Source organism: Thermaurantimonas aggregans (assembly GCF_003851885.1).
In the GTDB taxonomy this organism is placed as follows: Bacteria; Bacteroidota; Bacteroidia; order Flavobacteriales; family Schleiferiaceae; genus Thermaurantimonas; species Thermaurantimonas aggregans.
The window spans coordinates 63,621-87,486 of the sequence record NZ_BHZE01000008.1; the positions used below are offsets into that span (position 1 = coordinate 63,621).

Here is a 23,866-nt window from a genome sequence, read left to right on the forward strand (position 1 = left end):
TTATGGCATTGTGTAATCTTTTATGAAAATGTAAATTACTTACGTTCAAAAGCCACCTTTTTTTAACTTCTCGCTAAAGATCGAAAATCCGTACCTGTGGGATTTTGAAACAGTTCCAAATCAAAATACCGCACAGCTGCGATCAAGTGGTCGAAAATATCAGCTTGTAGCGTTTCGTACTCGAGCAGGGCGGTATGTGTAGTAAAGCAATAAATCTCCAGAGGCAGACCATTTTCAGTAGGCTGCATATGCCGAACCAGTATTGGCTCAGCCGTTGATATATCGGGTTTACTTCGAATGTAGGCTAGGGCATACTGCCTGAATACACCGAGATTTGTCATTTGCCGGCCATTGATGGGGTGCGATGTATCGATGTTGTTTGCCTTGTTGTACTCTTCGATCAGTCGAAGTCGCTCTTCAATGTAAGGAGTTATGAGCTGAAAACGCTTAAAGCGCTCTATCATCTCCTGATTGCAGATTTTTACCGTATTCATATTGATGTAGAGGGAGCGCTTGATGCGACGAACACCGGCGCTCTGCATACCCCTCCAGTTTTTAAAACTGTCAGAAATAAAGGCATAGGTCGGAACAGTGGTAATTGTCTTATCCCAGTTCCTGATTTTTACTGTGGTCAGATTTATTTCAATAACTTCACCATCGGCTCCGTACTTATCTACCGTTACCCAATCGCCTACTTTCAATAGTTCGTTTGCCGATATCTGTATCGATGCTACCAGTCCTAAAATGGTGTCTTTAAACACCAAAAGCAGCACAGCCGTAAGAGCACCTAACTTCAGGAGGATGCTGTTGAAATCTGAACCAGTAATAATGGAAATCAGAACAATACCTCCTCCAATATAATTGATAATGGCAGCTACCTGCAGATAACTTTTTACGGGCTTGTCTTTGTATTTCTCAATGCCCATAAAGATCACTTCAAGTGCCCTCAGAAATCTGTGCACTACACTCACGATGAGCACCACTACGTAAATCTTGATGCTCGCCTCCACCACTTTGGTCATAAAGGCATAATTGCGCAGCAGCAGAGGCAGCGAGTAGTAGGCTATAATAGCCGGCACCAGATTCGCCAAACCATTAAAAACCCTCTTTTCAAGTAAAATATCGTCGAATTGCGTTTCGCTACGCGATACAATTCGGTGTAAAACGCGCAGCAGCAGCCGCTTGCTTATCAAATAGGCAAAGCCGGTAATAACAAACAGTATCCCTAAATCAATCAGCAGTATTACAAAATCAGCTACTTCGGGCGAGAGGTGTAATAAACGAGCCAAGCGGTCGGTTACAAAGTCCAATTCTTCGATATTCATAAACCATTCGGCTATGAGCATAGAGGTTCAATTTTTTTGTGCAAAGTTGCTTTACTTTGACTGGTCTATCGTTAAGAGAGCCTAAAATGAAAAAGGTTGTTTCAAAATCGCCCATCACGGTTGAAAAGCACACCATCACTTCAAAAAATCTTAAACGCGAGGTGCGCATCGATTTTTATGTACCTGAGCACAAAGGAACTCTTGGCTTACTGCTGATGAACGATGGACAGGATGCTGAAGCCTTGCATCTCAAAAGCGAATTAGAAACCTTTTTTCGCAACCACCCCCATAAAACACCTCTCACCGTAGGCATACACGCAGCTGACCGACTGCATGAATACGGCACCACTTACAGTGCTGATTACATGAAGCGAGGCAAAGGTGCTGGTGCCTATCATAAATTTATACTTAATGAACTGCTCCCCATGATCTACAATACCTTCGACATCACAAGCGACCGTTCAAAACGCGCTGTTATGGGCTTTTCGATGGGTGCACTGTCGGCTTTCGACCTTGTGTACCAAAATCCCAGTGTATTTGGTCTGGCAGGCTGTTTCAGCGGGTCTTTCTGGTGGCGTAAAAAGGCGTATTTCAGAGGTTTTGACGAAAAAAAAGACCGAATCATCCACCGCATGGTGCGCAAACAGGGTTACAAGCCCGGCCTTCGATTTTGGTTTATGGCAGGCACACGCGAGGAAGAAGATGACCGCAACAACAATGGGATAATCGATGTAATTGACGACCAGCTCGATCTCATTGCTCAACTCTGCTGCACAGGCTACAAACCCTATTACGATATCCACTATTTAGAAATAGAAGATGGCCAGCACAACCATGAGTCCTGGAAGTTGGGCATCCAGAACTTTTTAGAATGGGGATTTTGCAAAAGAAGAACGGAAGGTTACTTGCTCAAGAAATAGGCAATTACCAGAATTAGTACAATTGCACCAATGACAAGTAATTTCTCAGCCAATTCGTTTTCTTGAGTATCTGACGAGGCAGAGACATTTTTTGGACGCAGCCTTCCGATACTACTTCTGCGCTTTTTGTCTCTGGAATGCATAGTAGACTAAGTTTAAATTGCAACAAATTTACACAATTAATCAGTTAAAAACGAGATTTTGAAAATCTTTATTAAAAAGTTTTGAACAACTAATAGCTTAATTTCAAGAATATCAATAATTTAAAAACAATCTTTTTTATTGAAAATTTCCTTTATTTTGTTTTCACCACTTAAGTTTCAACCAAAATGCCCGAAAGAACCGGTGATAAAGTCATCTTTTCATTGCTGGAGGTGTGCAACAGCATAAAGAAAACACTCGATACACGCTACACATCTCGATTTTGGGTACGGGCTGAGCTCATGAAACTCAACTACTACAAATACAGCGGCCACGCATACCCCGATCTTGTGCAAAAAGACGATGGCAGAATAGTAGCACAGCTGAAAGGGATTATTTGGAAAAGCGATTTATTAAAAATTCAATCCGCCTTTCAACGCAATGTCAATCAACCTCTTACTGAAGGCATCGAAATACTATTTGAAGCCTCTATTACCTACGACGCCGTTCATGGTTTAAGCCTGCGCATACACCAAATCGACACCACATTTAGTCTAGGACTTATTGAAAAAGAAAAAATTCAAACCATCGAAAGGCTGAAAAACGAAGGCATTTTTGAGGCGAATAAAAACAAGTCAATACGCGAGTTACCAAAAAATGTGGCAATCATTTCCGTAGAAACCAGTAAGGGTTGGGCTGACTTCAGGCAAGTAATCGAACCTTACATATCCTATTACGGGCTTTTCTTCATGATGTTTCCCGCCTTACTTCAAGGCGAAGGTGCGGTAAGTTCCATTCGCGAACAGTTGCGAAGGATTCAAAGCGTAGCAAAAGAGTTCGACATGGTCATGATCATTCGCGGGGGCGGTGGCGAAGCAGGCCTGTCTTGCTACAATAATTACGACCTCTGCCACGACATTGCAACATTCCCTATTCCCGTGCTTACCGGTATAGGCCATTCCACTAACCTCACTGTGGCTGAAATGGTAGCTTATTACAATGCCATTACGCCCACTGCCCTTGCCGAGTATTATCTAAACATTTTTAAAACCCGAGAATCCGAATTGGTCTGGACGGCTGACAGTATCAGTAAATACACTTCATTACATATCCAACAGCAGAAGAACCATCTCAACAATCTGTTGACACACCTAAAGAATTCCAGCACCCGACAACTTTCATCGATGAAGTCAGCCATCGAACAAACCGTTGAAAACATGCATCTATCAACTCAACAAGTTTTTCAATGGCATACATCAACTCTAACCGAAGCCATCGAAAAAATCCAAAAAAATTTCGTCGCCTACGTATCTAACCAGCAAAAGGAGTTACAAACCATAACGCGAATTATTCGCATTCAACATCCAGAAAACATTTTAAAAAAAGGCTATGCGTACCTTTTGGCCGGAGAAACAGCCATCAAAAGCGTTTCTCAATTATTTAAAAACCAAGAAATAACCCTTGTATTAAAAGACGGTAGAGCTTTAGGCAAGATTCTACACGTCGAAAAAAACACGACAAATGAGCAAGAAAAAGAAGAAACAAGAACCGATAATTGACTACACTGAACTCAAAGAAAAAATACTGAGAACACTCAGCATAGAAGCCGGCAGGCCTCTGAATCACAGACAAATTAGCGCCAGGATTGGCATTACCTCAAAAAACGTCAGGCAGCATATAAGACAATGCCTCGACGAGATGGTAGGAGAAAAGCTCATCGAATCACCTGCCGATGGCAAGTACTTATATCGTCCAAAAGCTCACACTGTTACTGGAGTTATTGAAATAACTTCAGCTGGCCACGCCTATTTAATTCCCGACCCAGAACCCGATGGATCACGAAGTCGCGACATATTTATCCATCGCGATAGCCTTAACCACGCCTTCAACGGCGACAGAGTAGAAGTAGCCATATATGCTTACCTAAAAAAAGGATTGCCACACGGTGAAGTGGTCTCAATAGTCGAGCGAGCCAAAAAAGAATTTGTAGGTACCTATGTAGCAGCCGGAAAAAAATATGGCTTCGTAGTGCCCGACAACAAAAAAGTCTACACCGATTTTTACATCGTCGAAGAGTTCCGAAATGGAGCTCAAGACGGCGACAAAGTCGTTGTTCAGCTCACCGATTGGCCTGAGCTGGCAACAAGTCCATTTGGCAAGATTGTAAAAGTACTCGGCCAGCCGGGTGATCACGAAACAGAAATTCACGCAATTCTCGCTGAATTTGACCTACCTTACGAATTTCCTCCAGATGTAGAGCGCGAGGCTGAGCAAATTCCCGAAACACTGGACCCAAAAGAAATCGCTCGCCGAAAAGACATGCGTGGCATCACCACCTTTACGATCGACCCCACCGATGCTAAAGACTTCGACGACGCCCTCTCGCTTCGCAAGCTCGACAACGGACGTTGGGAAGTAGGAGTGCACATAGCCGATGTCACCTACTACGTAAAACCCGGCTCCAGACTCGACGAGGAGGCCTACCGCAGAGGCACTTCAGTCTATTTAGTTGACCGCGTAGTGCCTATGCTTCCGGAAAAGTTATCCAATTTCCTATGCTCCCTTCGCCCAAACGAAGACAAATTTTGTTTTTCTGCCATTTTCGAAATGGATGAAAACGGACAAGTTTTTTCAAAGTGGTTTGGCCGGACGATAATACATTCAAACCGAAGATTTACCTACGAAGAAGCTGAAGAAATCCTCAAAACTGGCAAAGGGGATTTTTCTGCTGAACTAGCCACACTAAATCAGATTGCCAAAAAGCTGAGAGCAGCTCGCTTTAAGGCAGGCTCTATCGGCTTCGACAAATCGGAAATAAAATTCCAATTAGACGATAAAGGTAACCCTACCGGCGTGTATCAAAAATCTATTGGTGACAGCAATCATCTAATAGAGGAATTTATGCTATTAGCCAATAAATACGTGGCGATGGAAGTCGGTCGCACTCCTGAAGGCAAAGCATCAGGCAGAACGATGGTATATCGCGTACACGACGATCCAGACCCTGACAAACTCCTTGAACTTCAAAATTTTGTGTCCAAATTTGGTTACAGACTCAATATTTCGAGCAGACGGCAAATAACTAATACCATGAACGCCATGCTCGAAGCAGTGAAAGGAAAACCAGAACAAAATCTGATCGAAACCTTAGCCATTCGATCAATGGCAAAGGCTGTTTACAGCACAAAAAACAGAGGCCACTACGGGCTGGGCTTCGAATATTACACGCACTTTACCTCACCCATACGCCGATATCCCGATGTAATGGTGCATCGAATACTGCAAATGCACCTCGAGGGTCGTGAAGCCAAAAACCGCAACGAATGGGAAGAGCGCTGCAAACACGCTTCGCTTCGCGAAAAACTCGCAACTGATGCCGAACGAGCCTCAATAAAATATATGATGACAAAATACCTTATGGACAAGATGGGCCAGGTATTCGAGGGTGTAATCTCAGGTGTTACAGAATGGGGCGTGTATGTCGAATTGGTCGATAACAAATGTGAAGGAATGATCCGAATTGGCGATTTTAAAAACGACTACTACATTTTTGACGAAGAAAATTATCAGATCATAGGTTCCCGAAAAGGAAAAAAATACCAACTTGGAGACAGAGTGCGCGTAAAAGTGAAGAAAGCAGATTTGCAACGAAAACAAATCGATTTTTCACTTATTGAGTAAATTTTTTAGTTACTTTCGCCAAAAATTATAAATTCATGGACTCTAAAAAGCTTGAACTTGCTACTCTAATCACAGGATCTATAGCTATTTTATTAGCAATTTATTTTGGTTTTATAGCTGCATCAGCTCTCTCTTCCTCTAAAATTATTAATTACATTTTTGCCTTAGCATTTTTTGTCTTTATTGCATACAATTACATCAAATCAACCGAATATGAGAAGATAAAAAAACAACTCATTGATGAAATATCAGAATTAAACAATCGAATCGAATCATTGACAGCCGATCTTAATAAAAAAACTGCAGAAATCGAAAATTTAAACGCCGATCTTTCAGACAGAGATAAGAAAATCGCTGAAGTAGAAAACGAAAACAAAAAATTACAACAAAAAGTAGAAAATTTAGAAGAAAAAATTCAAGAGCTCAGCAAAAGAATTGATAATCCCACCGTGTAGTGGTAGAGCTAATCATAGCCGCAGTAATCTTGGGGATCACCTTGAGTTTTATGGTGGGTCCTGTTTTTGTTTTATTGATTGAAACGAGTATTTACAGTGGTGCAGCTAAAGCACTCGCTTTTAATTCTGGTGTATTGCTTTCTGACATATTTCTAATTGCCCTTGCTTCATATGGAAGCGAGCAACTGCTAAGCGATATTACTGGTAATAACTACATCTATGTAGCTGGGGGAGCAATTATATTTTTTTATGCAGTATTATCTTTTCTAAAAAAAAGAAAAATCGCTGTTCAAAAAATAGAAATACAGAGCAGTTATTCGAAAAATATTCTAAAGGGTTTTTTAATAAACTTTATGAATGTTGGAGTTTTAGCATATTGGATGACCAGTATCGTACTTGTAGGCAACAGATATGACTATCAATCTGAAAAAATGCTGATGTATTTTTCTGTCACTTTAGGTACATATTTTAGTGTAGATTTAATAAAAATTATATTTGCCCGAAAGATGAGAAAATACCTCGATCATTCCCACATGAAAAAGCTAAATACCATAGTGAGCATCGTCTTGGGTATCTTTGGTATCTCTCTTATTCTAAAGGGCTTACTCCTCAAATAAGCCAATAGATCCCCCCACCCAAGTTTTGTTTTTATTGTATTTCACGCCGATCATCTCGCCCTTACTTAGACGCATAAGGTTGATCATCGGTTTTGGTTTTTCCTCCTCATCAGGCCAAACGTAGAGAATGCGAAATTCAGCTTTTGACTTTTGAACATCACTCGGATCAGCAATGATTTCAGCATAAGTCACTTTTTCCTGGAGCACATAGTTGTCTTTCTGATGATCAGGTATGGACACAATGTCTTCAGGTGTTACGTTAAATATTACTCCACTGCCTGAGAAGCTAAATAGCGGTTTCAAAACAAAGGCCTCTAAGTTTGAGGGAATTTCTTTTACTTCAGATAACTTAATGCATTTAGGAGAAAATTTGGAATCAATATGTGGCAACAGAAGTTTAGAAATCTTAAAAAACCAATTCGGATGCGTGATCCATTCTACATCGTACTCTTTAGTAAAGTCGAGTGAATATTTCAGATCTTTTCTTTGATCTAATTCATCGAAAATAATGCGGTTATATATACGCTTTATCTCTATTTCTTTGCCATTTTTTTCATAATAGAGTTTGTTGCCTTTTACAAGGATTTTCGAAAGACATATATACTCTATTCCAAGTACTTTTTTTGTAACAATAAAATCAATAGCAGTATTTTGTTTTTCAGGTTCTATTTCGAGTAAAATGACATTTTCAGGTGCAGAATCTCCAAGAATAATTTGTTTTAAAGTGTCGTAATATTCAACTTCACCTGCCTTACAAAAAAAAGGAGTCAGATGACGAGGTAGATCGTAATGCTCCAAATAGTGGTGATAGAGCCATGGCTGGTAGTAAAATAAGGAAGGAAAACCCTGTAGCTCAATGAGTTTAGGAATAATTTCTCCTTCCTGAGAAAGAGTAATACCAAAATCGATGGCTATAAAGTGAGGGCGTTTTTCATTGCCGGGCACAATCTTATTTTCAGGAATAATTCCTTCTGCTATTTTATTCAAATCAAGAGATAGGACTTGATGGAGTATTTCTTCAGCTGCCGTCAGAAAGATTTCTTTTTCTTTCTTCGAAAAAAAAACGGGTGATTCCGCTACTCTGAAGGGGATAGAATAATCAAATTCTTTGTTAAGCTTTTGCAAAAATTTTTGATAGGAAGCTTCTGAAAATTTTTCATTAAATGCTTGTCTATATTTGAGGTACATGGGCAGAAGAATTTTTTTCTTTTATTTGATGTGCTTCATTCAGAAAATTCATTAACACTGTATTGCGAGTAAGAAGAATTTTATCAGAGTCATTTATGCTCTTTAGCATATCATAGTACTTATCTTCTCCATACGTGTCGATAATGAATTTTTTCTTTTCCGGATTGTGAAGGTAGTTCAGCATACCTTCTACATTAGCTTCCGGATGAAATTGAGTGCCAAAGATGTATTCATCGAAGCGCATGCACATTACAGCGCGCTCCAGTTTCACATGAGGTCGCAACTTTTCAATACAGAGTATCTTGCTGCCCATCAGATTGAGGGCCACCTCGTTGGGCTCTGTGATTTGGTAATCGCGGCTATCCACAGCCCAGAAAGGATCGGGCAACTGTACTAAGTAACGGTCCATTTTACCATCTGTAGTTTTGTGAATGGGAAATATTCCGAACGAGGTGGATTTGCGCTTTGACAATTTTCCAAGCCCGTAATGGCGTACAAAAATTTGAAAGCTGTGACAGATCAAAAACAACAACTTTGGTTGATCAGGATTTCTCCGGTTGTGTGCTCTAAGTTGTTCTATAAAGTCAAAATAGGCCTTTTCCCATTCGCTGCCCTCGCTGTCGATTGGGCTACCAGGGCCGCCTGTCGATATATAAGCATCGTAATTTAAGCCTGGTACTAGGGCCGATCCTCGTGTATCGTATTCTACAACGATTGGATGAAGGTTTCGCCGTTCACAGAATTCGGTAATAATGCTGTGAATGCCTTTTTTGCCCTGATTAGGTTCACCCAAATACATATCGAGTATCGCGACTCGAAAAATTGACTTCATTTAGCAAACTTTAAAGTGAAACGGGTCTTTTTCGGGTAGTGCGCTGCTCAATGCGCTTCTCATAATGAGCCCCCTGATAAATGCGCTGTACAAAAATTCCTGGAGTATGGATAAAGTTGGGATCTAGAGCACCAACCGGCACTAACTCCTCCACCTCAGCCACGGTTATTTTGCCAGCCATTGCCATAACATGGTTAAAATTTAAGGCTGTTCCCTTATAAATAAGATTACCCGCCGTATCACCTTTCCAAGCCTTTACAAAAGCAAAATCGGCCTCAAAGGCATATTCTAAAATATGTGGTTTACCGTTAAAAATTCTTACCTCTTTCCCTTCAGCTACTTCAGTGCCGTATCCGGCAGGAGTGTAAAAAGCAGGAATACCTGCCCCAGCTGCCCTACACCTCTCGGCTAAGGTGCCCTGCGGAATAAGCTCTACCTCCAGTTCACCGCTCAGCATTTGACGTTCGAACTCCTCATTTTCGCCCACATACGACGATATCATCTTTTTGATCTGTCTGGTCTTCAGAAGCAAGCCCAATCCAAAATCATCTACACCAGCATTGTTGCTAATACATGTGAGGTTTTTAATTCCAGCTCTCCGTATAGCGGCTATGCTGTTTTCCGGAATTCCGCACAACCCGAAACCACCAAACATTACCGTCATACCATCTTTTAGACCTTGTATGGCTTCGTCTGCGTCTTTTACCGTTTTGTTAATCATTTTTTAAATGAATTTATTTGGCAAAAGTAGAATTTAATTTGGAAGCATAAAACAAATCAACGGAGGTGACTTCATTGAATTTCTCCAATTTAAAATACTGATAATCAAATTTATACATACATTCTTTTCCTCTTTTGAAGAATTGTTCTCAGTTTTCAAAATTTAGCTCATCTGTATTGAGAAAGATAGAATTCAGAATTCCTATCTCTTAAAAATTCTAATACTTTTGAGCCGCTTTAAATAGCCTGACACCTATGGAAATCATTGCATCGTTAGTCACACTTACTGTTCTCGAAATCGTACTAGGCATTGATAATATAATCTTTATCAGTATTTTATCGTCGAAACTTCCTGTACATCAGCAGGCCAAAGCCAGAAGACTTGGGCTCACCCTTGCTATGGCCACTCGAATATTACTGCTACTGTCGCTGAGCTGGATGATGCGGCTTACTAAACCACTTTTCGAACTTCCATTTGATTTCATTCACCCAGAAACCAGAGAATTCTCAGGGCGTGACATAATTCTTTTGGCCGGTGGTCTTTTTCTCATTTACAAGAGCACCACCGAAATTCACCATAAACTCGAAGGTGGGTCTGATAGCCACACGACTTCGATTAAGGCCTTATCTTTTTCGTCGGTTATTGTTCAGATTTTATTGTTAGATATCGTTTTTTCGCTCGATAGTGTCATTACAGCTATCGGAATGGCCAATAAGGTATGGGTAATGGTAGCTGCTATCGTAATTGCTGTAGGTGTAATGATGATCTCTGCAGCGTCGATTAGCAATTTTGTCGAAAAGCATCCCACCATCAAAATTTTGGCACTTAGTTTCTTATTGCTGATAGGTGTCTCTCTACTCATGGAAAGTTTTGACCAAGGCATCCCAAAAGGTTACATCTATTTCGCAATGGCCTTTTCCGTATTTGTGGAAGTACTTAATCTTCGATTACTGAAAAAGCAGGTTCAGCAATAAACGTCAAGTAAACAAGCGAGTTATTCATAAATCTTCGCAAAGCGGTTGCCCTTGCTGTTGCGACCAGCGCGAAACATCCCTTCCGTATTGTAATCGTGATAAAGGTTACCCTTATCATCGATGGCGATCATACCTCCACTTCCGCCGAGATTTTTAATTTCTTCTAAAGTGCTTCGTATGGCTTTCGAAGCTTTCTGCCTTCCAAAACGCATTCGAGCAGCTACCTGGTAAGCTGCTGAGGTGCGAATAAAGTACTCGCCATGCCCAGTACAACTAACAGCAATTAAACCATTTTTGGCATATGTACCTGCACCTATGATGGGTGCATCGCCTATTCGGCCGAATTTTTTCATCAGCATTCCTCCCGTCGAAGTGCCTGCGGCAAGATTGCCATCTTTGTCGAGCGCTACGCATCCTACGGTGCCATATTTTTGGTTCTTGAGGGCTTCTTCCCATCTCGCTCGCATATCGTCAGTAATGAAGTATGAATTAGGAACACTGTCAAGTCCGATTGAAAAGATAAATTTTTCAGCACCTGCACCCGATAGCATTACGTGTTGGGTTTTGTCTTTTACCGCCTGGGCAGCCAATATCGGATTTTTAACATGCCTCAATCCACTCACTGCACCAGCTTTCTGATCATATCCCGTCATGATAGATGCATCTAATTCCGCTATACCTTCTTCGGTGAGTACAGCTCCTCTACCTGCATTAAACAAAGTATTATTTTCAAGCATCATCACTACGTGTATTACAACTTGCTCGGCCGATTCACCGCGCTGAAGCATCGAATACCCAGAATCTAAAGCTGCATTTAGTGCTGCTAAATACACGTTTACCTTTTCCGGATTATTTCTCAATGCCATGTAGCCAGCTCCGCCATGCAGTACGAGTCCAAAGTTTTGAATTTGACCGAAAAGATTTAAAAAGCTAAACAGCATGGCAGCATTAATGACATTTTTTAGCATAAAAGTATTTTTTTATTTTTGTACTAAAAAGCAAAACTATGGAGCAGGATAAAAATTTCAAATCGCTGAAAGAATTCTACCCATTTTACCTCACAGAGCATCAAAATCCCACCTGCAGATTATTACATTTTATTGGTACCGGATTGGTATTTATAAGCTTCTTTATGTTTTTATATACATTTAATTGGATCTATTTTGCCATTATCCCCGTATTAGGATATGGATTTGCATGGGTCGGACATTTCTTTTTTGAAAAAAATAAACCCGCCACTTTTAAATATCCAGGTTACAGTTTAGCATCTGATTTCATAATGTTTTTCGACATATTGACGGGAAAACAACCCATTAATCCCAAATAATATTTTCATTTGTATTTGACTAGAAGCACATAAGAAATCATGTCTGAAATACAGTTTACCAAGAAACTGCTGCGCTCTTACACCTTTTTTGCAGCAGTTTCAATAGCTATTTATACTCCTGTAATTTATTATTTGGGAATATATGAAGTAGCCTATCTAGCAGCATTGCTAGTGGTTCTTATGATTGTATCATATTTATTGACTTTTTACAATCAATTCAACTTATCTCGAATCATCTTTTTTGCCTCGATAGCTGGCGTAATTGTAGCATCTATTATAAGCAAAAAATACCTCAATGGAGTAAGTTTTTACATTTTTCCATTAATGGCATACACATTTGTGTTAACCTTTTCTCACGAAAAAGAATTTAGGCGATTAGTATCATTAATTGTATTTGTTGCTTTTCTCTTAATTATAGTTTTTTTGTCGTTTAAAGAGAATATTTTATTCACGTTAGAATACAAAATATTTTATCTTCTCAACTTTGTTTTAGCCTTTCTGCTTCTGAGTTATTTGCTCGGTATTATATCATATAAAAACATCAGAAGAGAAAAAGCGTTACAAGAAAATCAAGCCAATATTCAGACGATCATAGATACCATTCCACAGCTTGTAATTCAAGTAGATCGAGAGTATAGGATTAAATCATTAAACAACAGATTTGCCGCTATAGTCAAATCCCTATTTGATAAAAAAATTGCAGAAGGCGAAAGCATTTTAGAATTTACATTCGATACCGATACAGAGAGGGTAAAAAAAGCTATTGATTTGGCTTTCAATGGACAACAAACTATTGTAGAAAAAAGAATAAAGTTAAAAAACCACAATGACCTTTGGATTCAATTACATTACTTGCCTGTTACAGTACAAAATACTATTACCTCTGTTTTATTGATAGTTTCGGATCAAACAGAATATAAAAAACTGCTCATCAATGCTAACAAACTTGCTGATATTGTAGCGGAAAGTCCTATACCTATTTTTGAAATTAATACAAACGGACTCATTCTATATGCAAATTCAGAATGTGCAAATGAATTTGGATTAAATACAGGAAATTATGTTCCATCAAACTGGATGGATTTTATCATCACTGTATTTGATGATGAAGCATCGGAAACAGAAATAAAATTTAAGAATAAATTTTACCGTTTTATTGCAAAAAAAGATAAAGCAGGTGAAACACTCAGAATGTACGCTCTTGATATTACATTGATCAAGGAAAACAATTCATTGTTGGAGCAACAAAAATTGTTTTATGAAAGCCTTTTAGATGTAATACCCTCAGATGTAGTAGTGCTCGACAGTGATCTTAAGTATAGATTTGTTAATAAATATGCAATTAAAGACGATAGTAGAAGAAAATGGATAATAGGGAAATCAGATAAAGAGTATTTTGAACTTAGAAATTTTCCTCAGGAATTATACGAACAACGAAGAGAAAAATTGATGAAATCTATTGAAACCGGAAGGGAAATCGAGTGGACAGAAGAATTTACAATTAACGGAGAAAAAAAATACTTCCTCCGTAAAGTAAAACCATTCTATGAAGAAGGAAAAAATTCACTGTTATTACTAGGATATGGTACGGAAATAACTTCGCAAAAAATAGCAGAAAATGAAATAGAAAAACAAAAGAAACTATATCGTGAAATCTTAAACAATCTTCCGATTAGTGTCTTTCTTAAGAACCTTGAAGGCAAATATCTCTTCGGTAATACCCATACATTGAAATACATAGGTATAAGTGAAGATCAATTTGTAGGAAAAATCGATTACGATATTTATCCTTCGAATTTAGCAAGTGAATATCGAAAAACAGATATCGTAGCAATTGAACAAGGTGAGCATACCTTTGAAGAAAAACTCAATACCCCATGGGGAATTGAGTACATTTATGGAGGAAAAAAATTAATCCGCTTGGATGAAAAAGAAAGTTTAATTTTAGGATTCTCGATCGATGTAACTGATAAGATAAAATCCCAATTAGAACCAAAAAAACAAACTGAACTAATCGAGAAAATCCTTGATATAAGCCCGACGTTAATTTACATCAAGAGAGCAGACGGAAGTATCTACATGGCAAACAAAGCGACTGCGAAAATGTTTGGATACGATTCGCCAGATGTTATCATTAATAAAACTCCCGAAGATTTACATGTGAAAAAGGAAGAGTTAGCAATCTGGAAACTACATGATTTAAAAGTACTTGAATCGAATGAATTACATATTTTTGAAGAAACTTTTACTACTCCTGACAATCGTGTTTTATGGTATCTTACACACAAAATTCCTTTTAATATTGACGAAAATGAAAAATGCATCCTCGGAGTAGGTGTTGATATCACCCCTTTAAAAAATATTCAAGCCGATTTGCTTGAACTCAACAGAAAAGCTCGAGAAGCTGCCGACGCCAAAATGATGTTTCTCAGCAATATGAGTCATGAAATTCGTACACCCTTAAATGCTATTATAGGTTTCGGACAGCTATTGATGCAAGAAGAGCTTGACGACAAAGTACGAGAGTTTGCCAAGACTATCCTTTTTGCCGCTAAAAATTTACTGAGCCTAATAAACGACATTCTGGATTATTCGAAAATACAAGAAGGAAAATTTCCTGTAAATTTTGTTTCTTTCAATTTGAATAAGTTTATATCAAACATCGAATCTATTTTTAAATTAAAAGCTCGAGAGAAAAACATCTATTTCAAAATTGAAAAAGAATTTGATGAAAACATTATCATTCAATCGGATAGTACTATACTAAATCAAATTTTAAATAATCTTATATCCAACGCCATAAAGTTTACAAAAATTGGAGGAGTAAAAGTGATCATTTCAGTAAAAGATAAGAATTTAAACATAGAAGTTCATGATACAGGCATTGGCATTTCAGAAGATTTTAAAAACAAAATTTTCAATACTTTTGAACAAGAGAATTCTCAAATTAGCAGAGAGTTTGGCGGTACAGGTTTAGGGCTTGCTATTACAAAAAAATTCGTCGAACTACTAAGTGGAGAAATTTACTTTGAATCTACACAAGGAGTTGGAACTATTTTCTATGTAAAAATTCCGGTTAATGTCATAAAATTCAATGCAGAGGATCAGAGGAAAAATTCAATTGAAGAAGAGAGAAATCAGATTTTAGAATATTCAGAAAATCACAAAAATTACACCATCTTAATAGTAGAAGACAATATCGTAAATCAGCGATTACTTGTAAACATATTGGAGCGATTGGGATTCAATTACGATGTGGCAAACAATGGCTCTGAAGCTGTTATTAAAGTAAACCTGAAGAAATATGATTTGATTTTGATGGATTTACACACGCCGGAGGTGGATGGCTTCAGAGCAACTGAACTTATTCGGCTGAGTTCGGGAAATGCGACTTCGAGCAATGTGCCTATCATAGCTGTTACGGCCGATGTATTGCCTGAAACCTTAGAGCGCTGTGAAGCCATTGGCTTCAATTCATTTCTGAAAAAGCCTATGGAGTTCTATCAACTGTACGCCATTCTAAAAAAACTCGTTGAAGGCAACTTTTCCTAATAGTGAAAGAAATATTTTTGTCGCGATTTTTAAAGTGTTGAATGAAGCGAATAGCGGTTTTTGCCTCAGGGAGTGGTAGCAATGCTGAGAAGATTGCAAAGCATTTTACTGACAGTGAAATAGGTAGAGTTACTCTCGTCTGCACGAATAATAAAAAAGCCGGAGTAATTGACAGGATGAAAAAACTGGGAATTCCAGTTTACATTTTCACGCAAGAAGACCTCGAGAACGGAAACGTATTGTCTCGATTGCGCTCAGCAAAAATTGACTTTATTGCCCTTGCTGGTTTTTTAAAGAAAATTCCGTCAGATATTTTAAAAGCATATGAACGCAAGATAGTGAACATACACCCTGCATTGTTGCCTGACTACGGAGGTGAAGGCATGTACGGCATGCGTGTACACGAGGCCGTCGTAGAAAACGGCGAGGAAGAAACCGGCATCACGATTCACTACGTTAACGAAGAATACGACGACGGAGAGATTATTTTTCAAGCTACTGTAGATATTGATCCTGAAGATACACCAGAAGAAGTTGCCTATAAAGTGCAACAGCTTGAACACTCGCACTATCCGGGCGTAATTGAATCCTTACTGCAAGAGTTGGATGACTGATCGCTATCAGCCTGTCATTAAGATTTACACCGATGGCGCTTGCTCGGGTAACCCAGGTCCGGGTGCCTATGTGGCGATTTTGACCTTTAAGGACAAAGAAAAAATCCTTTCGCGACACTTTCGGCTTACCACCAACAATCGAATGGAACTCATGGCTGTAATCGATGCACTTAAAGCGATCAAAACTGAAGGTCGGCCGATTGAAATCTATTCTGACTCGAAGTATGTTGTGGATGCCGTTAACAAGCATTGGCTTACCAACTGGAAGCGCAATGGCTGGAAAAAGGTTAAAAATGTGGATCTTTGGCTAGAATTTGACAAAGTCTATCAAAAGTTTAAGCCTAAACTGTTTTGGGTTAAAGGCCACAACAATCATCACTACAACGAACTCTGCGACCGCATGGCGGTGGAAGCACTCTCTAAACCAAATCCGGAAACAGATGTTATGTTCGAAAAATCGTTAGAGAATTCCGGATTTTTATGATGCAACGCCTGTTTCTTTTCTTTTTGTTGCCGCTTCCGCTTTTATTTCATGCTCAATACACACCATCAGAAGTTGATTTTTGGCGAGTAAAAACCACTAGGCAAAACATGCTGATACTTGGTGGCTGGGCACTGGGCAACATTGGTTTGGGCATAGCCGGCATGAGTACTACTACCGGCAGCACCTACTACTTCCACCAGATGAATACTGCCTGGAATGTTGTAAATGTAGGAATTGCAACTGCCGGATATTTTTTTACAAAGCCGCAGATTAGCTCTACAACTGGCTCTGTGGCAAATTCCCTCATTGACCTTGAAAATTCTCTGATGCTCAATACAGGTCTCGACGTTGCTTATATCACTGCAGGCATTGCTTTAATCGAACTTTCGAGGAACACTGCCTACAGCTCGCCCGATAGATTTCGTGGCTTTGGATTATCTCTCATACTTCAGGGTGCATTTTTAGGTGTTTTTGATGTTTATCAATATGTTATTTTTCACAAAAAGCGAAAGGTTTTTATTGAAAGTCGATTCACTTCTTTACAAATCGAACCAATTTTTAACGGCTTGGCTATTCGATTTTAAATCACTCAGATACAGGAAGTTCAATTTTTACCTTGTGTTTTTTGATGAGCTTGCGCAAATTGATAAGTGCGTAGCGCATTCGACCCAAGGCTGTATTGATACTTACTGTTGTGAGTTCGGCTATTTCTTTAAAGCTCAAATCCTCATAAATACGCATTTCAAGCACCTGTCTCTGATCGGGTGGAAGCATAGAGATGAGCTTTTTTAGGTCGGCCTCGGTTTGTTCACAGATCACTTGCGACTCCCAACTGGGCACTGTGGCTTTAATGCGGGTAAAAATCGATTTCTGGTCTGCAGTCTCAGTTACAAAATTGGTTTTGCTTGTCTTCCGAAAATGGTCGATAATGTAGTTATGCGAGATGCGCAATACCCAATTTATAAATTTTCCCTCTTCGTTGTACCGGCCGAGCTTCAATGTATTTATAACCTTTATGAATACATCTTGGAAAATGTCGTCGGCCAAATCATCGTCTTTCACTTTCGACAAGATGTATTGGTACACTTTCTTCTGATGGCGCGAAAGAAGATGTGCAAATGCACCCTCATTACCAGAAAGATACAATTCTATGAGTTGCTGATCGGTAAGATTGTGGTAAGCCATAACTACTTCATTTAAAGTGATTTAAAACCTAATAATTAGTATTAGAAGTAGTTTTTTTCGATAGGCTTACAGATTTTTGAATTTGTTTTCACAAATATAAAAGAACTATTAAACAATTCTGCAAATAGGCTTATTATACTTTTGCTTTCATTTTTACGCAGAAACGAATGACCGATAAATACGTACGGGAGGGCAAGGAGTTCATTACCATTCGTGGGGCCCGTATGCACAATCTGAAAAATGTATCTGTATCTATTCCGAGATCTCGATTTGTGGTTATAACAGGTGTATCAGGCAGTGGAAAATCATCACTAGCTTTTGATACGCTATATGCTGAGGGGCATAGACGCTATGTAGAGAGCCTTTCGTCGTACGCCCGTCAATTTACAGGTAAGCTAAGCAAGCCCGATGTGGATTTTATATCGGGTCTAGCCCCGGCTATTGCCATACAACAAAAAGTGACGAGCAGAAACTCCCGAAGTACAGTAGGAACCAGTACAGAGATTTATGACTATTTAAAGCTGTTGTTTGCTCGAATCGGTAAGACATATTCGCCTATCAGCGGAAAACTGGTAAAACGCCATACCGTATCAGATGTAGTTGATTACGTGACCTCGCTCGAAGAAGGAATGCGATTTTTACTTGCCTTCACCTACCAACCCGGGGAAGGAAGAAGCATTGCTGACGCACTTAAAATTTTGAAACAACAGGGGTATGTACGACTATTCGACGAAGGGAATGTTATTAAAATTGACGATTATGAACCTAAAAAAGAAAACCTCATAAAAATAGTAGTGGATAGAGGTACAACAGGGCCTGCTGACGAAGAAGAGCTAAGCCGCTTAGCTGATTCGGTACAAACGGCTTTTTTCGAAGGTAGGGGAAGCTGTGAATTAATTTTTCCCGACCACCCGGAATATAACCAGGTATTTTCCAATCAGTTTTCAGAAGACGGAATCCAATTTGAAGAGCCAACGGTACACCTTTTTAGCTTCAATACGTCTTACGGTGCGTGCCCTACGTGTGAAGGCTGGGGCAGTGTAATCGGTATTGATGAAAGTCTGGTAATTCCGGATCAAAACCTATCGATCTTCGACGGATGTGTAGCCCCGTGGCGCACCGAAGGAATGCGCACCTGGCTGGCAGAGGTTATCAAAGGAGCGGAAAAAACCGGTCTTCCTATCCACAAACCTTACCGAATGCTTACTCCGGAGCAAAGAGACATGCTCTGGAAGGGGTCACGGTACTTCTCAGGAATTAATGACTTTTTTAAAGAGATTGAGTCTAATCTTCACAAAATTCAATACAGAGTTCTCCTTTCGCGCTACAGAGGGCGCACTACCTGCCCCGATTGCAAAGGAAGCAGACTTAGAAAAGAAGCTCACTATGTAAAAGTTCAGGGGTATTCTATTTCTCAACTAGCTGAAATGCAAGCCGATGAGCTTTTAAGGTTAATAAATTCTTGGACTTTTGAACCTCACGAAGCAAAAATCGCAGAAAGACTGTTGATAGAAATTACTTCAAGACTTCAGTATCTCTGCGATGTTGGCCTTGGATACTTAACATTAAATAGACGCAGCGACACTCTATCAGGTGGGGAGACGCAACGCATACAGCTGACTACCTCGCTTGGGAGTAGCTTGGTCGGATCTATGTACATACTCGACGAGCCCAGCATCGGGCTGCACAGCAGAGATACCGAAAGGCTGATCGGCATCTTAAAGCGCCTAAAAGCACTTGGTAACACCGTAATCGTAGTAGAGCACGACGAAGATGTGATGCTCGCCTCTGACTACCTGATCGATATGGGACCCGGAGCTGGAAGTTTTGGCGGTCAAGTAGTATTTGCCGGTGAACCCTCAGAATTGAAAAATGCAGACAGCCTCACGGCACAGTATCTGACCGGAAAATTGGAAATTGAAATCCCTAAAGTGCGTCGCAAGCCGCTTGATTTCATTGTCATTGAGGAAGCCTATCAAAACAATTTAAAATCTGTAACTGCTCGTTTGGCTGTAGGCTGCCTAAATGCGGTAACCGGTGTAAGCGGATCGGGAAAATCGACGCTCATCAACGAAATTCTTTATCCGGCTGTTTTGAGAGCCCTTGATCTTCCGGGCGAAAAGCCAGGTTTGCACAAAGCGGTTCACATCCCTAAAAAATTCATTAAAAAAGTAGAATTCGTCGATCAAAACCCCATCGGAAAATCTTCGCGCAGCAATCCGGTAACCTATATCAAGGCCTTTGACGGCATAAGAGAGCTTTTCGCCAATCAAAAGTTATCGATGATGCGAGGATATTCAGCACGGCATTTTTCGTTTAATGTGCCAGGCGGAAGGTGTGAGGCCTGTGAGGGTGAAGGAATTATTACTGTTGAAATGCAATTTATGGCTGATGTACACTTGGTGTGCGAAGAATGCAACGGGCAGCGCTACAAAAAGGATGTGCTCGAAGTTAAGGTTCAAGACAAGTCGATTTACGACGTGCTTGAAATGACCATCGACGATGCGTTTGACTTTTTCCGTTCTATTGGTGCAGACAGAATTGCCAATCAGCTAAAACCACTCATTGATGTAGGTCTGGGCTATGTAAAGCTGGGCCAGTCGGGCAGTACCCTAAGTGGTGGTGAAGCGCAGAGACTAAAATTGGCCACTTTTTTAGCACATGGAGGAAACAGCGAGCCCACGCTTTTTATCTTCGATGAGCCTACCACAGGGCTTCACTTTCACGATGTAAAAAAATTACTGGACGCTCTGAACGCCTTAATCGCTAAGGGCCACACCATTGTAGTCATTGAGCACCACCCCGACGTAATCAAATGCGCCGATTGGATTGTAGATCTCGGGCCTGAAGGAGGGACAGGAGGAGGTGAACTGCTGTTTGAAGGTACACCCGAAGAACTTCTGCAGTGCGAACGCTCATATACAGCGAAATATCTGGCCAAAAAGCTGATACCAGCAGGAGTTTAGTTCATACCTCATTGCTCGGTTTTACTCGTAAAGGTCACATGTACCTTTGTGCCTCATCACTAAACAGCCTTACTGGTGGTAACTTCTGTTTTTAGGTATTTTAAATATGGTTTTTACACGTTAACCTCGAAGTCAAAGCTAAGCGCGCTGATGCACACTCTGCGCCCACCAACGATGGAAAACACAGAGGCACCCAATCAAGCCACAGTGGAACGCGCTGTGCAGATGGCGGTGGATTGGCTTCTTAACAACCAGATGCAAGGAAAAGATGGCGGATTTGCAACCTATGACTTTGTCACCGGATGGACCTCTTCCTATCCTGAAACAACGGGATATATTGCCGAAACCCTCCTTAAATGGCCTCAACTCAGAAATAGCGAAAAGATAGTTATTTCGGCTCAGAAGGCACTCGATTGGCTTGTATCCATACAAAAACCATCAGGTGGCTGGGCCGGAGGCTACGTTAGTGAAAACAGGCCGGAAATCGTGTTTAACACCGGTCAGGTACTTCGTGGGCTACTTAAAGGGTACTTTTTTTTAAAAAAGACAGATTACCTCGATGCTGCTACAAGAGCGGCAGATTGGTTGGTGAAAATTCAGCACCCAGACGGATTCTGGGATAAACATGTGTATATGAATGCTGTACGAGTATATGATACTTATGTAGCTGCTCCTTTGTATGAATTGGGTGAATTAACCAACACAGCAAATTATAGGAAAGCAGCACTTAAAAATGCGATTTGGGTAGTTAAAAACAAGCAATTGCCAAATGGATGGCTTGTAGATGCAGACAATACCCTGAAGCACAACGACAAGCCAATTTTGCACACCATTGCTTACACACTGGACGGTCTTTTAGACGTAGCTATACAAAGTGGCAATGAAGAGATATTCCAAAGTGCAGTGTTGACAGCCTCTACTATCGCGCAAAAAGTAAAAGCTGAAAAAATACTGAAAGGTCGATACGATAAAAATTGGACAGGATACCGGAGCATCTGTAACACCGGTGTAGCACAGGTGGCTATTGTCTTTGCCAAACTTCATCAAAAAACTGGCGACACTCACTGGCAAGCTTCCTATAATTGTCTGATTAACTATCTGCTGCAACAACAACTGACACATCTGCGCAACCCTAGTTTAAAAGGGGCACTGACAGGTAGTACGCCGATTTGGGGACGCTATGAACCCTTTAGATTGCCAAACTGGGGAGTGAAGTATTTAATTGATGCCCTATTGTACAACAATTTAATAAACGGGTTAGAGCATGAGAGACCTGCTACGCGCACTTACCCCTGACTTTTTGCTTTCGATTTACAGAAAGTACAAAAAAGAAAAAGTACGTCAAACCCTTGCAAATAAGGCAAAAAAAGGAGATATAATCACAACAAAAGTGCTTATCGACCAGCTCAAAGCAATAGGCATAAAACAGGGAGACTCCGTATTGGTGCACAGTGCCATGAGCCGGCTGGGTTATTTAGAAAACGGACCTCGAACCCTGATAGATGCTCTGCTCGAAGTGATCGGCACGAATGGCAATATTTTGATGCCTACATCGCCAAACCCGGCACTTCAGCTCGATTATGTGCGCCAGCATCCGCACTTCGATGCACGCAACGATCCGTCGGCTATGGGTGCCATCACAGAGTACTTCAGAAAAATGCCCAATACCGTGCGCTCGCTTAGCCCCACGGAACCAGTAAGCGCATACGGACCGCTGTCTGTATGGCTTACCGAAGGCCACCGCGGCAGACCCACGCCCTACGACAGCTATTCGCCCTTTTATCGACTTACAGAGGTGGGCGGAAAAATCTTGTATGTGGGCGTCACCCTTGCTCAAGCAGGCACGAGCTTACACCTGCTGGAAGATGCAGTAGATGATTTTCCATATCCGGTGTATTATTCCCAAGAGTTTAACGTAAAAGTAACAGATTTAAAGGGAGACACCTACATACATCGAATTAAAGTTCACAATCCGGTTCAATCGGCCAAGAGACAATGCGATGCATTGATACCTATGTTTGTGGAAAAATCGGTAATGCAAAGAGTGCAATTGGGCGAAGCCCCCACCTTGCTGACAGATGCAGCAGGCATGTTTCGCGTAATGATGGAAGCATTTAAAACAAAAGGTATAACAATGTACACACCATATGGACGAGCCTAAAAAAAATCTCTTGCTTACCGGTGCCTCTGGCGGAATTGGTCGCGCAATCATCCCTGTATTGGCAGAGGCTGGGTACAAACTCTACCTGCAAGCAAATAGGCAAGCTGAAGCTTTAATGGAGTTTATAGACGAAAAAAAGATAGACGCTGTTGTAGTGCGCTTGTCGCTTCGCACGGCCGACGATGTACGAGCATTGCGAAAAAAAATCGCTGACCCGATACATGTGCTTGTGGCAAATGCGGGCATCAGTCGATCAGCACCAGCCCACAAGATGAAAGAACGCGATTGGCAAGAAACTTTGGATGTGAATTTGTCTGTTCCATTCTATTTGGCACAATCGTTCTTCTCTGATATGCGAGCGGCTGGTTTCGGCAGGGTGATTTTTGTATCGTCGGTCGTAGGCTCTACCATGGTGCGAGGCACTGCGGCTTATGCTGCCTCAAAGGCAGGCTTGATGGGCTTAGCGAGGGCATTGGCTGCTGATTGGGCTGCCTTTGGAATCACTGCAAATTGTATAGCCCCCGGCTACATGGATGCCGGAATGATCGAACAAATACCGGAAAATATCTTACCCTACTTTCGAGATAAGAGCGTGCAAGGCAGGCTTGGTCCGGCCGATGAGATCGGATATGCCATCGCCTACTTAGCTTCGGAAAAAAGCAGCTTCGTAACCGGACAAACACTGCACATTAACGGAGGAATTGTGTAAAGTCGAACAATAAT

At 40.6% G+C, this 23,866-nt stretch carries 22 protein-coding genes; 15 read left to right on the forward strand and 7 right to left on the reverse strand.

The window, feature by feature from the left end:
• Positions 1-62: 62 nt before the first annotated feature.
• The gene (locus EIP89_RS05365; protein ID WP_124397637.1) at positions 63-1,346 is read right to left on the reverse strand and encodes a mechanosensitive ion channel family protein; all 1,284 of its coding nucleotides are present in this window, start codon (positions 1,344-1,346) and stop codon (positions 63-65) included.
• Between the two features lie 65 nt (positions 1,347-1,411).
• Between EIP89_RS05365 and EIP89_RS05370 the strand changes: the two genes are divergently transcribed.
• Complete coding sequence (locus EIP89_RS05370) at positions 1,412-2,245, forward strand: alpha/beta hydrolase (RefSeq protein ID WP_124397638.1); 834 nt, start codon at positions 1,412-1,414, stop codon at positions 2,243-2,245.
• Here the strand turns inward: EIP89_RS05370 and EIP89_RS11465 are convergent.
• Entirely contained in the window at positions 2,227-2,388 is a 162-nt protein-coding gene (locus EIP89_RS11465; protein WP_160160528.1) for a hypothetical protein, read from the reverse strand. The genes EIP89_RS05370 and EIP89_RS11465 overlap by 19 nt on opposite strands.
• A 186-nt stretch (positions 2,389-2,574) precedes the next feature.
• Here EIP89_RS11465 and xseA point away from each other — a divergent pair, with 186 nt between their 5' ends.
• The 4 genes from xseA to EIP89_RS05390 are packed head-to-tail and all read left to right on the forward strand — an operon-like array spanning position 2,575 to position 7,139.
• Positions 2,575-3,945, forward strand: a complete 1,371-nt coding sequence (xseA, locus tag EIP89_RS05375; protein WP_124397639.1) for an exodeoxyribonuclease VII large subunit — start codon at positions 2,575-2,577, stop codon at positions 3,943-3,945.
• Positions 3,908-6,067 (forward strand): ribonuclease R, encoded by a 2,160-nt coding sequence (gene rnr / locus EIP89_RS05380; RefSeq protein WP_124397640.1) that lies wholly within the window; start codon positions 3,908-3,910, stop codon positions 6,065-6,067. The genes xseA and rnr overlap by 38 nt, the downstream gene beginning before the upstream one ends.
• Positions 6,068-6,102: 35 nt before the next feature.
• A complete protein-coding gene (locus EIP89_RS05385) occupies positions 6,103-6,522 on the forward strand; it encodes a coiled-coil domain-containing protein (RefSeq protein WP_124397641.1) in 420 nt (139 codons plus the stop codon).
• Positions 6,522-7,139: a LysE family translocator gene (locus EIP89_RS05390; RefSeq protein ID WP_124397642.1), complete on the forward strand. Its 618-nt coding sequence runs from the start codon at positions 6,522-6,524 to the stop codon at positions 7,137-7,139. Before EIP89_RS05385 ends, EIP89_RS05390 begins: the two co-directional genes overlap by 1 nt.
• Here the strand turns inward: EIP89_RS05390 and EIP89_RS05395 are convergent.
• The 3 genes from EIP89_RS05395 to EIP89_RS05405 are packed head-to-tail and all read right to left on the reverse strand — an operon-like array spanning position 7,125 to position 9,880.
• Positions 7,125-8,327, reverse strand: a complete 1,203-nt coding sequence (locus EIP89_RS05395; protein ID WP_124397643.1) for a hypothetical protein — start codon at positions 8,325-8,327, stop codon at positions 7,125-7,127. The two genes, EIP89_RS05390 and EIP89_RS05395, sit on opposite strands and share 15 nt — an antisense overlap.
• Entirely contained in the window at positions 8,311-9,159 is an 849-nt protein-coding gene (locus EIP89_RS05400; protein WP_124397644.1) for a type 1 glutamine amidotransferase, read from the reverse strand. Before EIP89_RS05400 ends, EIP89_RS05395 begins: the two co-directional genes overlap by 17 nt.
• 10 nt (positions 9,160-9,169) lie before the next feature.
• Complete coding sequence (locus EIP89_RS05405; protein ID WP_124397645.1) at positions 9,170-9,880, reverse strand: CoA transferase subunit A; 711 nt, start codon at positions 9,878-9,880, stop codon at positions 9,170-9,172.
• 254 nt (positions 9,881-10,134) lie between these two features.
• On the opposite strand from EIP89_RS05405, the gene EIP89_RS05410 reads away from it, so the two are divergent.
• Entirely contained in the window at positions 10,135-10,854 is a 720-nt protein-coding gene (locus EIP89_RS05410) for a TerC family protein (protein WP_124397646.1), read from the forward strand.
• A 20-nt stretch (positions 10,855-10,874) separates the two neighbouring features.
• Here the strand turns inward: EIP89_RS05410 and EIP89_RS05415 are convergent, their stop codons facing one another.
• Positions 10,875-11,822 (reverse strand): isoaspartyl peptidase/L-asparaginase family protein, encoded by a 948-nt coding sequence (locus tag EIP89_RS05415; protein ID WP_124397647.1) that lies wholly within the window; start codon positions 11,820-11,822, stop codon positions 10,875-10,877.
• 38 nt (positions 11,823-11,860) lie between these two features.
• Between EIP89_RS05415 and EIP89_RS05420 the strand changes: the two genes are divergently transcribed.
• The 5 genes from EIP89_RS05420 to EIP89_RS05440 all read left to right on the forward strand — a co-directional run bounded on the left by EIP89_RS05420 (position 11,861) and on the right by EIP89_RS05440 (position 17,415).
• Complete coding sequence (locus tag EIP89_RS05420) at positions 11,861-12,181, forward strand: Mpo1-like protein (protein WP_124397648.1); 321 nt, start codon at positions 11,861-11,863, stop codon at positions 12,179-12,181.
• Between the two features lie 39 nt (positions 12,182-12,220).
• Positions 12,221-15,733, forward strand: coding sequence for a PAS domain-containing protein (locus tag EIP89_RS05425; RefSeq protein WP_124397649.1), 3,513 nt, complete (start codon positions 12,221-12,223; stop codon positions 15,731-15,733).
• 41 nt (positions 15,734-15,774) lie between these two features.
• Complete coding sequence (gene purN / locus EIP89_RS05430; RefSeq protein ID WP_124397650.1) at positions 15,775-16,347, forward strand: phosphoribosylglycinamide formyltransferase; 573 nt, start codon at positions 15,775-15,777, stop codon at positions 16,345-16,347.
• Positions 16,340-16,831 carry a ribonuclease HI gene (gene rnhA / locus EIP89_RS05435; RefSeq protein ID WP_124397651.1) on the forward strand — a complete coding sequence of 164 codons (492 nt, stop codon included), beginning with the start codon at positions 16,340-16,342 and terminating at the stop codon, positions 16,829-16,831. The genes purN and rnhA overlap by 8 nt, the downstream gene beginning before the upstream one ends.
• Before the next feature lie 107 nt (positions 16,832-16,938).
• A complete protein-coding gene (locus EIP89_RS05440; protein WP_124397652.1) occupies positions 16,939-17,415 on the forward strand; it encodes a DUF6992 family protein in 477 nt (158 codons plus the stop codon).
• 1 nt (position 17,416) lies between these two features.
• Here EIP89_RS05440 and EIP89_RS05445 read toward each other — a convergent pair whose 3' ends face one another.
• Positions 17,417-18,016: an RNA polymerase sigma factor gene (locus EIP89_RS05445; protein ID WP_124397653.1), complete on the reverse strand. Its 600-nt coding sequence runs from the start codon at positions 18,014-18,016 to the stop codon at positions 17,417-17,419.
• Between the two features lie 167 nt (positions 18,017-18,183).
• On the opposite strand from EIP89_RS05445, the gene uvrA reads away from it, so the two are divergent.
• From uvrA to EIP89_RS05465, 4 genes are all read left to right on the forward strand, one after another.
• Positions 18,184-20,982: an excinuclease ABC subunit UvrA gene (uvrA, locus tag EIP89_RS05450; protein WP_124397654.1), complete on the forward strand. Its 2,799-nt coding sequence runs from the start codon at positions 18,184-18,186 to the stop codon at positions 20,980-20,982.
• 150 nt (positions 20,983-21,132) lie between these two features.
• Positions 21,133-22,278 carry a prenyltransferase/squalene oxidase repeat-containing protein gene (locus EIP89_RS05455; protein ID WP_124397655.1) on the forward strand — a complete coding sequence of 382 codons (1,146 nt, stop codon included), beginning with the start codon at positions 21,133-21,135 and terminating at the stop codon, positions 22,276-22,278.
• The gene (locus EIP89_RS05460) at positions 22,247-23,143 is read left to right on the forward strand and encodes an AAC(3) family N-acetyltransferase (RefSeq protein ID WP_124397656.1); all 897 of its coding nucleotides are present in this window, start codon (positions 22,247-22,249) and stop codon (positions 23,141-23,143) included. Before EIP89_RS05455 ends, EIP89_RS05460 begins: the two co-directional genes overlap by 32 nt.
• A complete protein-coding gene (locus EIP89_RS05465) occupies positions 23,130-23,852 on the forward strand; it encodes an SDR family oxidoreductase (RefSeq protein WP_124397657.1) in 723 nt (240 codons plus the stop codon). The genes EIP89_RS05460 and EIP89_RS05465 overlap by 14 nt, the downstream gene beginning before the upstream one ends.
• The last annotated feature ends 14 nt before the right edge of the window (positions 23,853-23,866 follow it).